The sequence below is a fragment of the Kitasatospora sp. NPDC057512 genome (assembly GCF_042802135.1).
Lineage (GTDB): Bacteria > Actinomycetota > Actinomycetes > Streptomycetales > Streptomycetaceae > Kitasatospora.
Genome location: NZ_JBHVET010000092.1, coordinates 1 through 16774, shown reverse-complemented (window position 1 = coordinate 16774; position 16774 = coordinate 1). Strand labels below are relative to the sequence as shown.

At 72.3% G+C, this 16774-nt stretch carries 15 protein-coding genes and 1 pseudogene; 8 read left to right on the top strand and 8 right to left on the bottom strand.

The window, feature by feature from the left end:
- Positions 1-529 precede the first annotated feature (529 nt).
- Positions 530-1048 (bottom strand): hypothetical protein, encoded by a 519-nt coding sequence (locus ACFU6K_RS09430; protein WP_380661893.1) that lies wholly within the window; start codon positions 1046-1048, stop codon positions 530-532.
- A 261-nt stretch (positions 1049-1309) separates the two neighbouring features.
- Between ACFU6K_RS09430 and ACFU6K_RS09425 the strand changes: the two genes are divergently transcribed.
- The 5 genes and pseudogenes from ACFU6K_RS09425 (at position 1310) to ACFU6K_RS09405 (ending at position 6731) form a co-directional block, all read left to right on the top strand.
- Positions 1310-1774 carry a carboxymuconolactone decarboxylase family protein gene (locus tag ACFU6K_RS09425; RefSeq protein ID WP_380661894.1) on the top strand — a complete coding sequence of 155 codons (465 nt, stop codon included), beginning with the start codon at positions 1310-1312 and terminating at the stop codon, positions 1772-1774.
- Positions 1775-2359: 585 nt separating this feature from the next.
- Positions 2360-2485, top strand: a pseudogene (locus ACFU6K_RS09420) (zinc ribbon domain-containing protein); the annotation flags it as partial.
- Between the two features lie 96 nt (positions 2486-2581).
- A complete protein-coding gene (locus tag ACFU6K_RS09415; RefSeq protein ID WP_380661895.1) occupies positions 2582-2998 on the top strand; it encodes a hypothetical protein in 417 nt (138 codons plus the stop codon).
- On the top strand, positions 2980-6117 hold the full coding sequence (locus ACFU6K_RS09410) for an ATP-binding protein (RefSeq protein WP_380661892.1): 3138 nt from the start codon (positions 2980-2982) through the stop codon (positions 6115-6117). The genes ACFU6K_RS09415 and ACFU6K_RS09410 overlap by 19 nt, the downstream gene beginning before the upstream one ends.
- Positions 6117-6731, top strand: coding sequence for a hypothetical protein (locus ACFU6K_RS09405; protein WP_380661890.1), 615 nt, complete (start codon positions 6117-6119; stop codon positions 6729-6731). The genes ACFU6K_RS09410 and ACFU6K_RS09405 overlap by 1 nt, the downstream gene beginning before the upstream one ends.
- 25 nt (positions 6732-6756) lie before the next feature.
- Here the strand turns inward: ACFU6K_RS09405 and ACFU6K_RS09400 are convergent, their stop codons facing one another.
- From ACFU6K_RS09400 to ACFU6K_RS09390, 3 genes are all read right to left on the bottom strand, one after another.
- A complete protein-coding gene (locus ACFU6K_RS09400; RefSeq protein WP_380661889.1) occupies positions 6757-7671 on the bottom strand; it encodes a hypothetical protein in 915 nt (304 codons plus the stop codon).
- A 544-nt stretch (positions 7672-8215) separates the two neighbouring features.
- Positions 8216-9400 (bottom strand): sensor histidine kinase, encoded by a 1185-nt coding sequence (locus ACFU6K_RS09395; RefSeq protein WP_380661887.1) that lies wholly within the window; start codon positions 9398-9400, stop codon positions 8216-8218.
- Positions 9397-10080, bottom strand: coding sequence for a response regulator transcription factor (locus ACFU6K_RS09390; RefSeq protein WP_380661885.1), 684 nt, complete (start codon positions 10078-10080; stop codon positions 9397-9399). Before ACFU6K_RS09390 ends, ACFU6K_RS09395 begins: the two co-directional genes overlap by 4 nt.
- Before the next feature lie 143 nt (positions 10081-10223).
- Here ACFU6K_RS09390 and ACFU6K_RS09385 point away from each other — a divergent pair, with 143 nt between their 5' ends.
- Positions 10224-10910: a M15 family metallopeptidase gene (locus tag ACFU6K_RS09385; protein WP_380661884.1), complete on the top strand. Its 687-nt coding sequence runs from the start codon at positions 10224-10226 to the stop codon at positions 10908-10910.
- A 230-nt stretch (positions 10911-11140) separates the two neighbouring features.
- Complete coding sequence (locus ACFU6K_RS09380) at positions 11141-12055, top strand: endonuclease/exonuclease/phosphatase family protein (protein WP_380661883.1); 915 nt, start codon at positions 11141-11143, stop codon at positions 12053-12055.
- Positions 12056-12188: 133 nt separating this feature from the next.
- Here ACFU6K_RS09380 and ACFU6K_RS09375 read toward each other — a convergent pair whose 3' ends face one another.
- Genes ACFU6K_RS09375 through ACFU6K_RS09360 form a run of 4 tightly spaced genes read right to left on the bottom strand, consistent with a single transcriptional unit; the run spans position 12189 to position 15827 of the window.
- Positions 12189-13211 carry a hypothetical protein gene (locus ACFU6K_RS09375; RefSeq protein ID WP_380661881.1) on the bottom strand — a complete coding sequence of 341 codons (1023 nt, stop codon included), beginning with the start codon at positions 13209-13211 and terminating at the stop codon, positions 12189-12191.
- Complete coding sequence (locus ACFU6K_RS09370; RefSeq protein ID WP_380661880.1) at positions 13208-14062, bottom strand: hypothetical protein; 855 nt, start codon at positions 14060-14062, stop codon at positions 13208-13210. The genes ACFU6K_RS09375 and ACFU6K_RS09370 overlap by 4 nt, the downstream gene beginning before the upstream one ends.
- On the bottom strand, positions 14059-14886 hold the full coding sequence (locus ACFU6K_RS09365) for a hypothetical protein (RefSeq protein ID WP_380661879.1): 828 nt from the start codon (positions 14884-14886) through the stop codon (positions 14059-14061). Before ACFU6K_RS09365 ends, ACFU6K_RS09370 begins: the two co-directional genes overlap by 4 nt.
- Before the next feature lie 50 nt (positions 14887-14936).
- Positions 14937-15827, bottom strand: a complete 891-nt coding sequence (locus ACFU6K_RS09360; RefSeq protein WP_380661878.1) for a hypothetical protein — start codon at positions 15825-15827, stop codon at positions 14937-14939.
- A gap of 603 nt (positions 15828-16430) precedes the next feature.
- Here ACFU6K_RS09360 and ACFU6K_RS09355 point away from each other — a divergent pair.
- Positions 16431-16718 (top strand): hypothetical protein, encoded by a 288-nt coding sequence (locus ACFU6K_RS09355; RefSeq protein ID WP_380661877.1) that lies wholly within the window; start codon positions 16431-16433, stop codon positions 16716-16718.
- The last annotated feature ends 56 nt before the right edge of the window (positions 16719-16774 follow it).

Here is a 16774-nt window from a genome sequence, read left to right as displayed (position 1 = left end):
GCGCCCACTTCGACACCACCACCAGACCAAGCCGCCGCCCCACCCGCATCCACACACTCTGCACCCAACACGGCATCCCAACAGCGGCCTGAGCCCGACCTAGATCAAATACTTCGCCAGCAGAGTCGGCCTGCCGACTTCCCACTCCACTCCCCACCACCCCACCCAGCAGAGCGGAGCGGGGGTGCTGGGAGTGCCACACGCAGAGAGTCGATCCTTTCGACTTCTCACTCGCCCACCCACGCGCCCCCGCCCAGCAGCTCGGGTGGGGTGACGACCCGCCGCCTTCCCGCTCCGACCCCCGCGCACATCAGCCAAGCCGTGCAGGTCGGGGCCCGGGAGAAGGGGCCGGCACCCGGCCTGCGGGTGGACGAGGGGGAACTGGACCGGCGCAGCGTGGAAAGTCGGACCTGGCGACTTCCCACTCACCCGCTCTCACCCAGCGAAGCAGGGTGAGAGCGGGGCGGCATGGCGCGGGAAGTCGGGCCGGCCGACTTTTCACGCCTGGCCTGGGCGGGCGGTGGGTGTGTCAGGAATCCTGTCGGCCCGGGCCTTCGGTGTCGTCGGCGTCGATGGGGGTGGCGTCGCTCAAGTCTTCTACTCTCAGTGGCTGTTGGCCGTCGAAGATGACCGCGAGGCCGTAGGGGTCGCAGATGGGCAGGCGTCCGTCGGCGAAGTGCAGGTGCCACTGGTCGAGGTAGAAGGTGAGTTGGGGGGAGTCCAGCGGGAAGTCCGAAGCCGGCAGGCCGAGGTAGGGCTGCGACTCCGGTTCGGTGAGGCCGAAGAAGGACGGGTCGGCCGCCACCGCCTCGCGCACGAAGTGGAGCGCCGTCTCGAGGTAGTGGTCGATCCTGCCGAGCACCTCGGCGACCAGGGGGAGGTCGGCCCGGTCGAGGTCGTCGGTGTCTTCGAGCAGGATGGTGGCCTCGACGGGGGCGTCGTACAGCGCGCTCCTCGGCGCCTGGTCGACGCTCCAGACCCTCAGGCCGTCGGGGCCCCGGGCGGGGAGCAGCCGTCCGATGCCGTTGCGGAAGACGTTCGGGGGCACGGCGGCTCCGTCTCGCGGGACTCGGGGGGCGGCCGCAGGGGCTGCGGCCGTTCCCTCGGATGATACGGCCGCAGGAAATCTTTCGGCCCAGCCAGGGCACAGTGATGCCATTTCAGGGGGTCTCGACCGCAAATTTTCCTGCGGGGGCGGGTTGCGTGTCGGGCTTGAGTTGGAGCGCACTCCAAGTCCTACGGTTCTGCCGTGGTCGCCGCCGCACGTGGTCGGCGGCGAGGAGACGGGAGAGGAGCAGCGCCGATGAGCATGTCCGCGCACGAGGCCGAGGTCCGCCGGGAGCGTTTCGCGCACGGGTTGGAGGTGCTGGAGCGGATCGACGGCGAGGTCGGGCGGCGGGTGGTGGACGCGCTGGACGACGTCAGTCCGGAGCTCGGGCACCAGGTGGTCGCCTGGGGGTTCGGGGAGATCTACAGCCGGCCCGGGCTGCCGCCGCGCGATCGGCAGTTGGTCACCCTGGGCATGCTCACCGCGCTCGGCGGGTGCGAGCCGCAGCTGGAGGTCCATGTCAACGCCTCGCTGAACGTCGGGCTCACGCCGCAGGAGATCGTCGAGGCGCTGCTGCACTCCGCCGGCTACTGCGGCTTCCCGAAGGCCCTGAACGCCACCTTCGTCGCCAAGAAGGTGTTCGGCGAGCGCGGCCTGCTGCCGGTCGCGGCGGACCGGCGGGACGACCAGCGGGAGGAGCAGCCGACGGACCGGCCGACCGACTGATCGGCGGCCGGCCCGGTGGTGCGGACTTCGGCGCGGCAGAAGGTGCCGCAGCTGGCCCGCCCTGCTGGAACAGGGCAAGCCGGATCCCCTGGGTGGTGTCGAGTGGCAACGGCCGGGGAGACCGCGTGCATGGGGCGCGACAGGCGGCCCGCTGGTGCTGTGACCGAGAAGGTTCACCAGGTTGGCGCCGACAGGCCTTGAGCCGGTTGGATGTCGCGAGACGTCCAACCAGGAAAGATGCGCGATGACAGAACCGGTCAGGGTCCGATGGCTCACGGACCAGGAGGGCCAGCGGTTACAGCGGATCGTTCTGGCGCGACCGCACCCGCCCCAGCGACGACCCGCCCGCCTGGCCCGCCACCGTCACCACCACCGACCCCGCCGAACTCCACCGCCTCCTGCACCGCCCCGCCGACGGCAGGATCCGCGTCCGCGCCGTCCCCCGACCCCCTGGGCCTCGCGGACTGACGCGACCGTTCCGGAGCGCAGCCCCGCGCGACGGGTCCGGGCCGTCCCCCTACACGTTCTGGGTTTGGTCGCGGGCCTCCAAGGCCTGAGCTAGCGTGGAATGCGGGACGTCATGCCATGCACTGCCAATCCTGCGGTTACCGGAACCGTTCCGACGCCGTCTACTGCGGAGCGTGCGGGACCGTACTAAGCCGTCCCTGTCAGACCTGTGGCGAGCCGGTGCCGGCCGGCGCCAACCACTGCCCGCAATGCGGTGCACCGACCTCGCTGCCACCGCCCGACCAGCAGGATCCCCTGCGGCACCAGACGGAGAACCGGTCCTACGCCCCACCGACCGACATGTCGGGATTCGAACTCACCGGCGTTGTCCGCGGCTTCCACCAGCGTCAGCAACAGGGGAGCAGCGGTGACCAGGAGGTCTGGCAATTCCGGGTGGAGCGGTACGACACCGACGGCAACAAACTCAAGCCCGTCCCCGTGGAGATGCGCGGGTACTCCTTCACCGGCTCGGTGAGCGACGGGGACGAAGTTCACGTCCGCGGCCGTTGGCGGGAGGGAACACTACACACCCAGGAGTTGACAAACCTCACCACGCACGCCCGGGTGCGGTGCAAGACCTACCGCGTACTACTCATCGTGGTGGGCGTGATCTTCGCCCTCATCGTCCTCGGGTTCATTCTGGGGATTCTGCTGAGCGGAGTTCTGGATCCCCCCTCGTCCCAGGGGCCACTCCCCGGATGGCCATCGGCGCCCTGATGAGCAGCGATCCGGTCACAACGGAAGCCGTGGACTACCTCCAGCGTCTCCGGCTCACTCCCCCACTGCCTGGCACCCCCGGAAGTGCGGCTCCGCTGAACGCACGACGCTTCGTCCGGCTCACCGGGGTGGGAAAGCCGGTGCACGTGCCCACGCCGCTGGCCGTCCCGGAGAGCGCGATCCGGCCCGACGAGACCGGTTTCGACCCGCCGACGCTACCCCTGTTGGTGGGCCTCGCGGGCGCGAACACACCGATTGCCTTCCTGCTCGACGGCAGCGGCTGGGGTGTCTCCGTACGCCTCGGGACCTGGGCCGCGAGCGAGCTGGACGCCGGCATCCTCGACACACAACAGAAAACGCTTCTCGCGGTGCTCGACGGCTGCTACCCCGCGGTGGACCTGACCGCCACGGGCGTGGCGACGCCACCCCTCGGCTGCGGCGCGATCGCACTCGGCGTCCCCGGATCGGTGAGGGTCGACGCGCGCGATGGCGCGCTACCCATCGACCGGCTCCTGCGCTCGATGAGCGGCCGCACCTGGGCCGCGCTTGTGCTGGCGCGACCCGTCGGCGCAGGAACGTTGAGCACCGACCGCAACCGGGTGCTGAACGAGATGCGGATAGTCTCCTCCGCAGTGGAGGCCGCCGGGCTGAGCAGCCCGCTGGCCGAGCATTACTTGCTCCTGCTGAAGGGACGGCTGGATGCGCTGACCGACGCCCAGGCTCGCGGCGGCTGGCGTACGGCTGTGTACCTGTTCGGCGGTAGGCCCGACGATCTGACCGCCCTCACCGGCGCCTGGCGGGCCGTGTTCTCTGGGGCGAAGTCCATTCCGGAACCCGTCCGGACCATCGACCATCCCGCCGTCACCGAGCTGGGCGCGAGCTGGGCGTTGCCCGACGATCCGGAGCAGCCCGGCCCGAACGCCTACCGGCATCCGTTCGCGGCACAGACTCTGCTCAGCTCGGCACAACTCGCGGCGTACGTGCACCTGCCCAACATAGAGACGCTGGGCTTCGCCATCCGCCCGGTGCCGCGCTTCGACGTGGTTCCGCCAGCGGCGGATGAGCAGGACCCCTGCCTGTCGGTCGGACAGGTCCTTCAACAGCATCGATCTACCGGCGGCCGGTACCAGGTGCCGCTGAAGTCCCTCACACGCCACGTCTTCGTCCCGGGCACGACCGGGTCCGGGAAGACCAATACGATCATGGGCTTGCTACTGGAAGCCGGTGCGCACGGCGTGCCGTTCCTCGTCATCGAGCCCGCGAAGGCGGAGTACCGGGCGCTCACCGCGCACCCGGTGCTCGGTCCGGGCCTCCAGGTCTTCACCGCGGGAAAGGCCACGGTGGGGCCCTTCGTCCTCAACCCGTTCGAGGTGCCCGCCGGCACAACCGTCAGCGAGCACCTTGACCTACTACGGGCCGTGTTCACCGGATCCTTCGGCATGTGGGCCCCGCTGCCACAGATCCTGGAGCACTGCCTGCACGAGGTGTACCGCGACCGGGGCTGGGATCTGCGCACCGACACCAACACCCGGCTGGACGGGACGGAAGCCGCCATAAACACGACGGATGCCTTCCCCAACCTTTCCGACCTGATCGCCAAGGTCAGCGAAGTCATCTCGGCCCTCGGCTACGAGGAACGCGTAGCCGGCGACCTCCGCGCTGCGCTCCTCACCCGGCTGGAATCGCTGCGCCGCGGCGCCAAGGGCGCGATGCTCGACGTGGCCCGGTCCCTGCCCGCCGCCGTGCTCTTCGACCGGCCCACCGTCGTGGAACTCGAAGCTCTCGGCGACGAAGGCGACAAGGCGTTCCTCACCGGGCTGCTCCTCATCCGTCTCGTCGAACACCGCCGGGCCCAGGGGCAGCGGACCGACCTCGTACACCTCCTCGTCGTCGAGGAGGCGCACCGACTGCTGGCCAACGTGCCCACCCAGATGAGCGAGGAATCGGCCAACCCGCGCGGCCAGGCCGTGGAAACCTTCTCCAACCTCCTGTCGGAGATCCGCGCCTACGGGCAAGGAGTGGTCATCGCCGACCAGGTCCCCGTGCGCCTCGCCCCCGACGCCATCAAGAACACCAACCTGAAAATCGCGCACCGGATCATCTCTGCGGACGACCAGGCCGCCCTCGCCGGCGCCATGGCCATGGATGAGCTTCAGGCCAAAGCCCTCGCCACCCTCGGAGTTGGCGAAGCGGTCGTCTTCAGCGGTGGCGACGACGCACCCCTGCTCGTCCGTGTGCCACCGGTGAAGGACCCACTCACAACCCGGCCACCAGCGGACGATCAAGTACGAACCCTCATGCGGCACTGGAGGGAGGCCAACCACTTCGGCCCGCTCTTCCTGCGCCGCCTCTTCTGTGACCAGACCTGCTCGACCCCGACGGCCTGCGACACGGCCGACCGCCTAGCCGAGGACGAATACGTGCAGCGCAACCTGGCGCGCATCGTCACCACCGTTGTCGACGAACCCGGGGCGCTCGACCGCCTGTGGGACGACCTGACCACGGCCATCGACGCCCGGCGCCCACCCGCCGTCCCCACCAGCGAGGTTCTTCGTGCCTACGTCGGACACGGAACCGACCGGCTGGCCACCCGTCGCGGCGCCCAACGGTCCTGGACCTATACCGACACCGGCGAGTTCCGCGACCGCGTGCGCGCGCTGCTCCTCGACAAGCTGGACACCGGCGGCCAGAACACCGCGGTTCTGGCCGGCGCCCTCCAGCAGACCGTGCACCGCCTGCACGACCGGCCGTTCGATCCCTACCCCGCCTGCCACCTCGTCTGCACGCAGGACCCCGTGCTCTGCTTGTACCGCTCCCCCGTCGCCGACCTCGTCGCCGGCCGCCGCTACCACCCCAGCTGGAACGAGGCTGACCAGCAGGATGCCGCCTCCGAGGACAAGCGGCGCCACCTGACCTGGGAGGTCTGCCAGGACGCCGCCTACGAACTGGTCGAGTTCCCCACGGAGGACATGCCCGAGGAGACCAAGCAGACCCTGGACACCACGGCACGGCGGGTCTGCCTCTGCTTCGCCCAACAGATGCTGGCAGACGACCGCCGCAAGGCACCCCGTACGGTGCGCCGCGTTCTGTCCCGCATCATGGGGGAGGCGGGTCTGTGATGCCGGACGCCACGAAGGAACTGCTGGACAAAGCGAAATCCCGCGCGGAACAGGCGGCGCGGGAGGGACTGGTCAAAGGCCTGCTGGCCGTGGGATGCCCGCCCTCGGTCGCCAATGCCCTGATGGGCAAGATGTCCGATTCGAGTCCGGGTGCCGGAAAGGGTCTTGAAATCGGCATCGGTGTCGAAGGGCGAGCAAGCCTTTCCGCCGAATCCAAGGTCCTCGGCGGAGCAATGCTCAACGCGGGCTCCGCGAAGACGAAGTTCGGCGCGGGAATCGATCTGGGAGCCGGCCCGCGATCAGATCACGGATCGCCGCGGGAGCGGAGTGAAAGCTCGGCCGATCGGCTCGATGTGGAAGACAGGACCCTGGAAAACCGTGAAGGCCGGAGCCGGAACGGCCTCGGGGGCCTCATCGGCGAGCGGAACCCCCTCTACAGCGACACACTCCCACGCCTGCACGACCTGGTGGACACGAGTCACAGCCGGAACAGCTCGGCCATCGAACGGATAAATCAGGGAATCGGTGACACCGCCCGGCTTGACGAGCACTCCCGATTCCCCTCACCACTCGATTCGACCGCTCTCGAAAAGCGCCCTTTGAGCCGCACCTGACCGATCGGATCGGCCTGCCCAACCCTTACTTCCTGGCGGGCCTCACAATCTCCGAAAGCTCGTGGTACATCCCCTTTCGATCCGTCCAGCTATCCGACGAGGAAACCGCCCCATGCCCGTCTCGATACTTCCAGTGGTCGTGGGTGTTTCCTTGCTTGTCGCGATCCCTCCAGCGATCCCCGCTACCAACTTTCTCGCGCGCCTCGTTATAGTCGTTCCGTAGATGATGAAGCTCGCCACCGCGCTTCTCGTCCCACACGTCTGAGCTTCTCGTTATTCCCACCTTGTCGAAGTGATCCGTCCATGTGTGCGAGTGCCCGTCCTTGCCAAGGCTAGTATCTTCCCTCGATACCACGTCACCGCGCGCATCAGATCGGTCAGTGATGTGGTGAACCTTCCCGTCCGCCCCTTTCTCCCGCCATGAATCGGACCCGCCGGTCAGCCTTCCCTCCAGGTCATAGAACTTCTGAACGGTATGCTCGGTGCCGTTTCGATTTTCCTTCCAGCTGTCAACCTTTCCATTCTCAGTTTCGGTTACCGTGTGGACAGCTCCCTCCCTGTCCACATACTGGTGCTCCTTGTCGGACTTTGCTGCCTTGTCGCCGGGAGAGCTTTCCCCGCTCTTACCTGCGGCCGCGTCCTTCGTTTCTTCCCGCCAGTCGGAACGGGCCGCACCGACATCCTTGCCGCCCAGGCCGCCCTCCCGCTCGCCCCAGGGGGCATTTGGCGCCTGGGCCTCCCGACCAGTGCCCAGGTCGGGCCGCTCGCTCTGGTGAGATCCGCTTTCCGAGTTGACCTTCGTCGATTCGCGCTCGCTCGTTTCCGGCTTCGCGCCAGAGGGGGATTTGGCCAGTTCGGGCCGCTCGGATCGAGTGGAGACGTCGGCCTTCTCCGAGGGTTGTTCACCTCGGGTTGGATGTTCCAGATCGCCATCGGACATCACGGATCGTTCCCATCGTCTCAAGCCCTGTCTCCACGCTAGACCGACAGGGGCGAGCACGCCCTCCCGTGATCAATGCCGTCATCGGTCTCCGGCGTTCGGGGATGGTCGCCCTGATCCGCCGGCGCCGCAGCCGGCGGATCGTCCGGGAGGAGTACGCCTAATGGGAGACGAAGGTCGGCCGCGACCCGGTCGGCTCCGAGGGCCGGTGGCTGCTCAGCGCCCGGACGGAGCGGCGGTGGCCTTCGCCGTGCAGTGCGGGCAGCTTCCGGGCCCGCTTCCCCGCGACGAACCGATGCCGGTGGACCGTCACCTGGCGCCGGGGGATGCCGCAGAGCGTCGCCGGGCCGGCCAGGGCGTGCTCCAGGGCCGGATCGCCCGTCTCCCGGCGCGCGGCGAAGCCCGTCGGAGCGAGCCCGAACGTGAACCGGAAGGACGTGAACCGGAAGACGTGGGCCGGAAGGACGTGAACCGGAGGGAACGGAGGCGGCGACCGAGAAGCGGCACGGCCGCCACCTTCCCACCCGGCTCCTCCACCGTGACGTCAGCGAGAGCCGGGCGGATCAGGCGGGCCGGGCAGGTCGAGGGTGGCGCGCAGGCCCCCGGCGGGCTCGGGGGCGAGGTGGAGGGCGCCGTGGTGGGCGTCGGTGACGGCGGCGACGATGGCCAGGCCCAGGCCGTGGCCGCGGCGGGTCGGGTCGGTCTCGGCGGTGCGGCCGCGGCCGCGCAGGAACGGTTCGGTGAAGGTGGCCACGGCCTCCGCCGTCAGTCGGGGGCCGGTGTTGGCGACGGTCAGGCGTACCCGCCCGGGCCGTTCGGGGTCGGCCCCGGTGGCGACGGTGACCCGCCCGCCGGCCGGCAGGTTGTGCCGCAGCGCGTTGTGCAGCAGGTTGACGGCCGCCTGGCGCAGCAGGACGGGGTTGCCGGTGGTCGGCGCGGGGCGCAGGTCGGCGGTGAGGGTGACGCCGAGGGCCCGGGCCTCGTCGCGGACGGCGGCCAGCGCCTCGCCGGTGGCGGTGGCGAGGTCGGTGGGGGCGAGGTCGGGCGGGGCGTGGCCGAGGTCGGCGAGCTGGAGCAGGGCCTCGCTGATCTCGATGCCGCGCTGGTTGGTGTCCTGGAGGCGGGTGACGAGCCGGCCCCAGTCCTGGCCGGCCGGGTCGGCGGCGGCGACCTGGAGCATGGTGCGGGTGATCGCCAGCGGGGTGCGCAGTTCGTGGGAGGCGTTGGCGGCGAAGCGCTGCTGGGCCTCGAAGGAGTGCTGGAGGCGGGCGAGCATCTCGTCGAAGGCGTCGGAGAGGTCGGTGAACTCGTCGCGCGGCCCGGTGAGGGCGATGCGGTGCTCCAGCGCCCCGCCCGCGGCGCGGTGCGCGGCGCGGGTGATGTCCTGCAGCGGGCGCAGCACCCGGCCGGCGATCAGCCAGCCGCCGACCAGGCCGACGGCGGTCAGCAGGGCCAGGGCGTAGCCGCTGGCGGTGAGCAGGGAGCGCAGGATCTCCTGGCGGGAGGGGGCGTCGGAGCGGTAGCGCGGATTGGAGGAGGTGAGGGGGTAGTTGGGCACGTAGCGCATGCCGACGTAGACGACGGCGAGGCAGAGGACGCCGGCGGTGACGGCGAAGAGGGTGTAGCTGAGGGTCAGGCGCATCCGGGCGGTCAGCCGGCGCGGGCGGGTCCCGGTGCGGCGCCTGCCCGTACGGCGCCCGGGGGTGGGAGAACCGGGGTCGGGGTTCACTGCGGGGCGCCTTCCTGGCGCGGGTCGGTGAGGCGGTAGCCCACGCCCGGCACGGTCTGGATCACCCACGGGTCGCCGAGGCGTTTGCGCAGGCCGGAGATGGTGATGCGGACCGCGTTGGTGAAGGGGTCGGCGTTCTCGTCCCAGGCGCGTTCCAGCAGGTCCTCGGCGCTGATGACACCGCCGCGCGCCGCCATCAGGACCTCCAGGACGGCGAACTGCTTGCGGGACAGTCCCACGTAGCGGCCGTCGCGGTAGACCTCGCGGCGGAAGGGGTCCAGGCGCAGCCCGGCGTACTCCTGGACGGGCGGGGCGGCCTGGGCCGGGCGGCGGGCCAGCGAGCGCAGCCGGACGACGAGTTCGGCGAGGTCGAAGGGCTTGGTGAGGTAGTCGTCGGCGCCGAGTTCGAAGCCGGCGACCTTCTCGTTCAGGCGGGCGGCGGCGGTGAGCATCAGCACCCGGCAGCCCAGGCCCTGCTCGACGATGCTGCGGCAGACGTCGTCGCCGTGGGTGCCGGGGATGTCGCGGTCGAGGACGACGACGTCGTAGCTGTTCACGGCCAGGCGCTCCAGCGCCGCGTCGCCGTCGGTGACGATGTCGCAGGCCATCGCCTCCAGCCGCAGGCCGGCCTGGACCGCCTCCGCGAGGTAGATCTCGTCCTCCACCACCAGGACCCGCACGTGCCGTTCTCCCTCGCTCCGCTGTTCGTACCCATTGGACCCGATGGGGCCTATCGAAAACGTATCGGCCTGCGCAGACGTCCTCGCAACACCGACTTTCCTCCAATGGTCCGGCAACGGACGAGCACCACCGGGAGGCAGGAATGGACACGACGGACACCCCGACGGAGACGGGGACCGGCACGGCCACGGGCACGGGCAGCGGCGGGGAGACGGGGACGACCGCGCGGAGCGGACGGCAGCGGCGGCTGGCCGCGGGCGCCGCCGCGACGGCGGTGCTGACCCTGGCCGGGGCGTGCGCCGCCGACCCGCCGGGCACCGAGGCCGTCCTGCGTACCCTGGCGGCCACCGTCACCGCCCAGCCCGTCACCGCCCCGCCCGTCACGACGGAGGCGGAGGCGGACGGGGAGATACCCGACGGCCGGACGCTGACCCCCGCCGACACCGGCTCCCCCGCCGTGGGCAACCTGGACGGGCCGCTGCGCGAGGCCCTGCAACGGGCGGCCGTCGACGCGCGGGCCAAGGGCATCGAGATGACCGTCACCTCCGGCTGGCGCAGCAAGGCCTACCAGCAGCGGCTGCTGGACCGGGGGGTGGTCAAGTACGGGAGCCTGGAGCAGGCCCGGAAGTTCGTCAACACGCCGGAGAAGTCCGCGCACGTCAGCGGCAAGGCGGTGGACGTCGGCCCGACCAGCGCCGACTACTGGCTGATCCAGAACGGCGCCCGGTACGGGCTGTGCCAGGTGTACGCCAACGAGATCTGGCACTTCGAACTGCTCACGACGCCGGGCGGGACCTGCCCGGCGCCGCTGCCGGACGCCGCAGGGTGAGGGGGCGCGCCGTGACCGCTTCCGCCGGTTCCCGAACGCCCGACGCGACGCCCGCCGACACGCCCGCCGGGGCCGCCCGGCCGTCCCGGCGGCGGGCCGCGCCCGGGTGGTGGGCCGTACGCCGGTGGCTGGCCGCGCCCGGGGGGCCGGCCGCGCCCCGCTGGTGGACCGCACGACGGCGACGGACCGTGCCCCGCCGGCGCGCCGTCCCCCGGTGGCGGCGCGGGCGCGTGCCCGCCGCGCTCGGGCTGCTCACCGCGCTCGCCCTGGGCGGCCACCGGCTGGTGCCGCAGCTGGGCGTGGGCCTGGGCAGCCTGTGGGAGAGCGCCCTGCCCTGGAGCGCCCTGGTGGCGGTGGCGGCGCTGCTGTGCGCGGCGCTGCGCCGGGCACCGTTGGCGGCCTGCGCGGGCGGGGTGCTGGCGGTGGTGTGGGCGGTGGTGTTCGGGCCGCTGCTGCTGGGCGGCGGGGCTCCGGCGCACGGGGCGCCGACGGGCGGGGCCGGCGGGCCGGGGCTGACGGTGGTCACCCACAACGTGAACGCCGCCAACCCGGACCCGGCCGGCACCGCCCGCGCCCTGCTCGCCGCCGACCCGGACCTGGTCGCGCTGGAGGAGGTCACCGACGCCGCCCTGCCCGCCTACCGGGGCGTGCTGGACAAGGCGCTGCCCCACCACGCCCGCACCGGCACCGTCGCGCTGTGGAGCCGCTACCCGGTGACGGAGTCCCGACGGCTGGTCATCGACCCCGGCTGGAACCGCTCCCTGCGGGCCGAAGTCAGCGCCCCCGGCGGGCCGTTGGCCGTCTACGTCGCCCACCTCGCCTCGGTGCGGATGACCGTCACGGGCTTCGCCACCGCCCACCGCGACCGCGACATCGCCGCCCTCGGCCAGGCCCTGGACGCCGAGCCGCTGCCCCGGGTCCTGCTGCTGGGCGACCTCAACACCGCCGCCGACGACCGCGCCCTGGCCCCGCTCACCGGCCGCCTCACCCCCGCGCGCAGCGGCTTCGGCTTCAGCTGGCCGTCCGCCCTCCCCCTGGCCCGGATCGACCACATCCTCACCCGCGGGCTGACCGCCACCGCCACCTGGACCCTGCCCGCCACCCCCAGCGACCACCGCCCGGTGGCGGCACGGCTGCGGGGGTGACGGCGGGGGCTGGCGGCGTCCCAGCAGGCCTGCGCCAGAAGGCCTGTACGGAAGGGGTGTTGGACGACGGGGGCGGGGAACGAGGCCGGGCCGGCCCCCGCAGGAGGGGGCCGGACCGGTGGAACGGGGCGGGTCAGCCGAGCAGTTCGCCCTGGAGGGTGACGACCTGCCGGAAGGGCGCGGTGGGGACGCCGGCGGGGTTGGTCATGGTGATGACGGCGACGACGTCGGCGGCGGAGAGGTAGGCGACGCGGGCGGTGGGGGCGCCCTTGGTGCCGGCCGTGGTGGACTCCACGAGGGTCAGGCTGCTGCCGTCGAGGGCGTCCCAGTCGTCGTGGGGGGTGCCCTTGGTGGAGGGCGCGGCCTTGGGGCTGCCCTTGGAGCGCAGGTCGGCGAAGGCGCCCCAGGACTCCCGGACGGAGCCGAAGCGCAGCAGCCGGATCTGGGTGCGGGTGCCGTCGGAGGCGGTCCACTCGCGGACGGTGGCCGCGCGGCAGGCGCTCTCCAGCAGCACGGAGCGCATCTTGACCGGGTCCTGCTGCTCGTCGGCGATCGCGTCACAGGGCACCCACTGGCCGAGCGCGGATCCGGCGGCGGAGGCGGACGCGGACGCGCCGGCGGAAGCGGAGGCCGAGGATGCCGGGGAGGCCGGGGAGGCCGGGGCCGACGGGGAGGCGGTCGGCGAGCCCGAGGGGGTGGCGGCGGCGGTGGGCGCCGGGAAGACCGGCGGGGTCAGGGAGCCGCCGGCCTCCTTGGGCGCGGGCAGCAGCAGGTAGCGCAGGTCCGCGTGGTGCGGGGACTTGCCCTTGTCGTCCGGGGCCTCCTTGCCCGCGGGCAGCGGAGGCAGCGTCAGCGGCGCGAAGGTGTAGCGGCCGTCGCTCGCGGTGGCCAGGCCCGGCAGGTCGGTGCGGTCGGGGGCGGTGACGGCCAGCGCGCTGCCGGTGCCGGCGAGGGCGAACACCAGGACGGCGCCGCTCCAGCGCACCGCGGCCTTGCGGCGCCGGGTGCGGCGGGCCTCCCGCTCCGCGAGGGTCGCGGGGTCCTCGGGCGCGGCGACGGGCGCGGCCACGGGCGCGGCGAGCGCCTCCAGGACCGGGGCGGCCCCGGCCTCGGGCGCGCTCCCGGGCGCGGGCGGCGGGGTGGCGTGGTCGGTCATACGGACGCTCCCGGGCGGGCGAGGCGGTCGAGCTGGAGGGTGAACAGGGCGACGATCTTGTCCTTGGGCAGCGGCGCCACGCCCTCGGCGCTCATGACCACCAGGAGGTCGCCCTCGGCGGCCGAGCACTCCAGGTAGTCGATCGGCGCGGACGGCGGCGCCGGCATCAGGTAGCAGTGCGCCTCGGGGTGCCCGGGGACGGCCGGGCCGACCCGGAACAGGCCGGTGTCGCCGGTGAAGACCGCGGTGTACTCGTTGATCCGCTGCACTTCCTGCTGGTTGAACTGGCGCAGCTTCAGGCCGATCACCAGGTCGTCCCCGTCGGCGAGGTAGGTGCGCACGCCGGAGGCCTTGACGTGCATGCCCTCCCAGTAGGCGCGCATCTTGTCGCGCTTGTCCTTGGGGAGCTGCTGGAGGTCGGCGTCCATCTCGGCGGACAGCTGCTCGCCGTTCTGCTCGCTGTCGTGGCCGTAGCCGCCGTCGTCCGGGCCGGGCCGGTAGCCGGCCGGGACGGGCAGCAGCAGGTCGCGCATCGAACCGAAGTGGCTGCCGTTGGACTTGGCGCCGTACGGCGTGGCGGTCGCGGTGGGGGTGGGACCGGTGGACGGGGCGGCGGCGGTGGCCGGCGCGGGGTCGTCGTACTGGGTCTTGATGATGCCGACGCCGATGGCCACGCCGACCAGCGCGGCGGCGGCGGTCGCGGCCCCCGCGCGCAGCAGGCGGCGGGAGGCGGGGCTCGGGCCGGCGGGTGCGGCGAGGCCTGTGGGCGCGGCGGACCCGATGGGCGAACCCTCGGATGCCGGTTCGGGCGCGCCCGGGGCGGCGGAGGCGGTCACGGTGTCGTCGTTCATCCCAGCCGCTCCCACTGTCGCTTGGCGAGGTCCTTGAGGGTGTCGGGGTTCGCCGGCTTGGTGTCGAGGACCTCGATCGTCATCTCCACCGAGCCGCGTTTGGCGTGGGCCCCGCCGTAGTAGTACTGCTCGGTGCTCTCGGCCCAATGGGTGGGCACGATGTCCACCTTGTAGCCGCCGTTGGCGTTCTCGGCGAACGGCAGCGGCCAGTAGCCGCTCTTCGCCTCGTCGGCGCGGTCCTCGGTGAACTGGACCAGCTGGACGCGGTAGAAGACGCCGTCCTTCTTCCAGTTCACCTGGGCCGCGCGCCGGAAGCCGCGCGAGGCGAGGTCCTTGAACGTGTCGGCCGCCCCGCTCCTCTGCTCGGCGAGTTCGCCGATCGAGATCCAGCTCGGCTTGTCCGGGCGCTCCCCCCAGGGGGTGCTGCCCTCGGGGGCGCCGATCAGCAGCTTGGTCAGGTCGCCGTCGATGCCGAGCGGCGCGGGCTGCTCGGCGGCGAGGGCGGCCGGGTCGACCCGCTCGGCCGGGTAGGCCGGGCGGGCGGCCTGGAGCGGCGGCAGCGGCGTGGGCGGGCGCTGGGCCTGCACGGCGTAGCCGACGCCGCCGCCGGCCAGGGTGCCCAGCACCAGGGCGCAGGCGGTGAGCAGCACGGGGCGGGGGCGGCGCGGGGCCTTCGGAGCGACGGCCTCGGGCACGCCGGTCTCGGAGGCGAAGGCCTCGGGCGCGACGGGCGGTGCGGCGGGCGGCGGCGGAACGGCGGGCCCGGCAGGCCCGGACGCGGGCGCGGGCGCGGCGGGCACCGGCTCCGCGGGTTCGGTGGTCACGGAAGTGGCTCCAGAGGAGGAAAGAGGACGGGGAAAGGGCGGAGCCGGGCTCAGCCGCCGGTGGTGAGCCACTCGCGCTGGCGCTTCATCAGCTCGTTCAGCAGCGCCTTGTCGGGCGTCCCCTTCACGTCGACGTCGATCGTGTACTGGACGTCGCCCTGGCTGGAGATGCCGCTCATCGAGCCGGTGTAGGCCTGCTGCTTGGGGGCCTTCAGGTAGCCGCGGCCGCCGGAGTCGCCGTCGATGTCGAACGGGTCCAGCGACTTGATCTTGTAGCTCTTGGCGAAGTCGGACGCCATCGCGGTGGAGCCGAACTTCAGCAGGGTGACGGTGACTTCGGCCTTGCCGTCGGCGGTCCGGTACATCCGGTTCGCGCCGCCCTTGTAGCCGTAGGACTTGAGGATGTCCATGATGCCGTCCTGCTTGCCGAAGATCTCGGCGACGTCGTCGTCGCTCATGGCCATCCCGTCCACGGGCCCGTAGGACTCGCCGCCGGCCGGAATGGGGAGCAGGAAGTAGCGCAGGTCGCCCTCGTGCTTGCCGCCGCTGACGGTGCCCTTGACGGTGCTGGCGGGGGCGGGCTCGGCCGGGGCGGCGGTGGGCATCGGGACGGGCGCGGCCGAGGGCGTCGCGCTCGCGGCGGCACCCGCGCTCGCGCTCGCGGTCGCCTTCGACGGGGCCGGAGCGGCCGCGGCGGCCGGGCGGGCGTCGGGCTTGCCGACGGCGACGGTCACGGCGGCGCTGGCCGCGGTGACGGCGAGCAGCCCGGCGGTGGCCAGCGCGACGCCGACGGCGCGCGGCAGCCGGCGCGGGGCCTGCTCCGGTACGGGCGGCGCGGCGGCGTCGGGCGTGGTGGCCCCGGCAACGGTCGGTTCGCCAGCAGCCGGCTCGACCGGTGCCGGAGGTCCGGCGGCGGCGCCCTCGTTCTCGGGCTCAGGCAAGGAAATCCCCCCAGTGAAGAATGCGGAATCCCACGCGCGGGCTCCTCACGGGAACCACTCCCCCAGCGGGTTCTCCGGGCATTCCGTCACGCGTGTCGGCAGGAATTATGAGAGGCCGCCGACACCACTGCCAAAACAATCAACCGCCACACTTTCCCCCAATGTTCGACGAATCGGACACACCGTGATCGAACCGCAATGGGCGCTGTCCTGCGGCGATGACGCTGTGTCGACACATCGATTCGAACGCGGCCTGCTCCCGCCCCGGCGGCGCCGACGGCCCGTGCCGACATCGCGGTCCCGCCACCGCTCGGCACGGAGGCGTGCCCACGGGGCCGGGACGGCGTCAAACCGGGCAAGGGCCGGGAGAAGGACGGGGAAGCCGCGACCAGGGGGACGTCCGGCGCCGCCGGTGGTGCGGGCGTGGTCGTCGGACGCGCCAGCGGGCGCGGGGCCGCTGGGACTGTCCGCCGCCGCGGTGGCGGTGGGGGCCTACCGTTGGAGCGTGGACGGACAGGATGTCAGCGAGGAGCGCCCGGTCGACGGGCCGTACCCGGGCGGCCGCGAGGTCCGGGTCCGGGTCCGGGAGGCGGACGGGTGGAGGTGACCAGGACCGGCCCGCGGTTCGCCGTCGGCCCCGGATACGCGCTCTACCAGGGGCCGTTGGCGGACAGCGCCTTCCACCGGCACGCCACCTTCCAGGTCGCCGTCGCGGCCGCCGCCCGCACGGTGGCCATCGACGACGACACCGGGCGGCGCCACCGCGGGCCCGCACTCGTGGTGCCGCCGATGACGCGCCACCGGATGGCCCCGACCCGGGAGGTGCTGACCTTCTACGTCGACCCGCACTGCGCCTTCGCCGACCGGCTGCGCGCGGGCTGCTGGCGCTGATCGGCCTGGTGGTCAGCTTCGGGCTGCTGACACTGTTCATCCTCCCCGCCATCCTG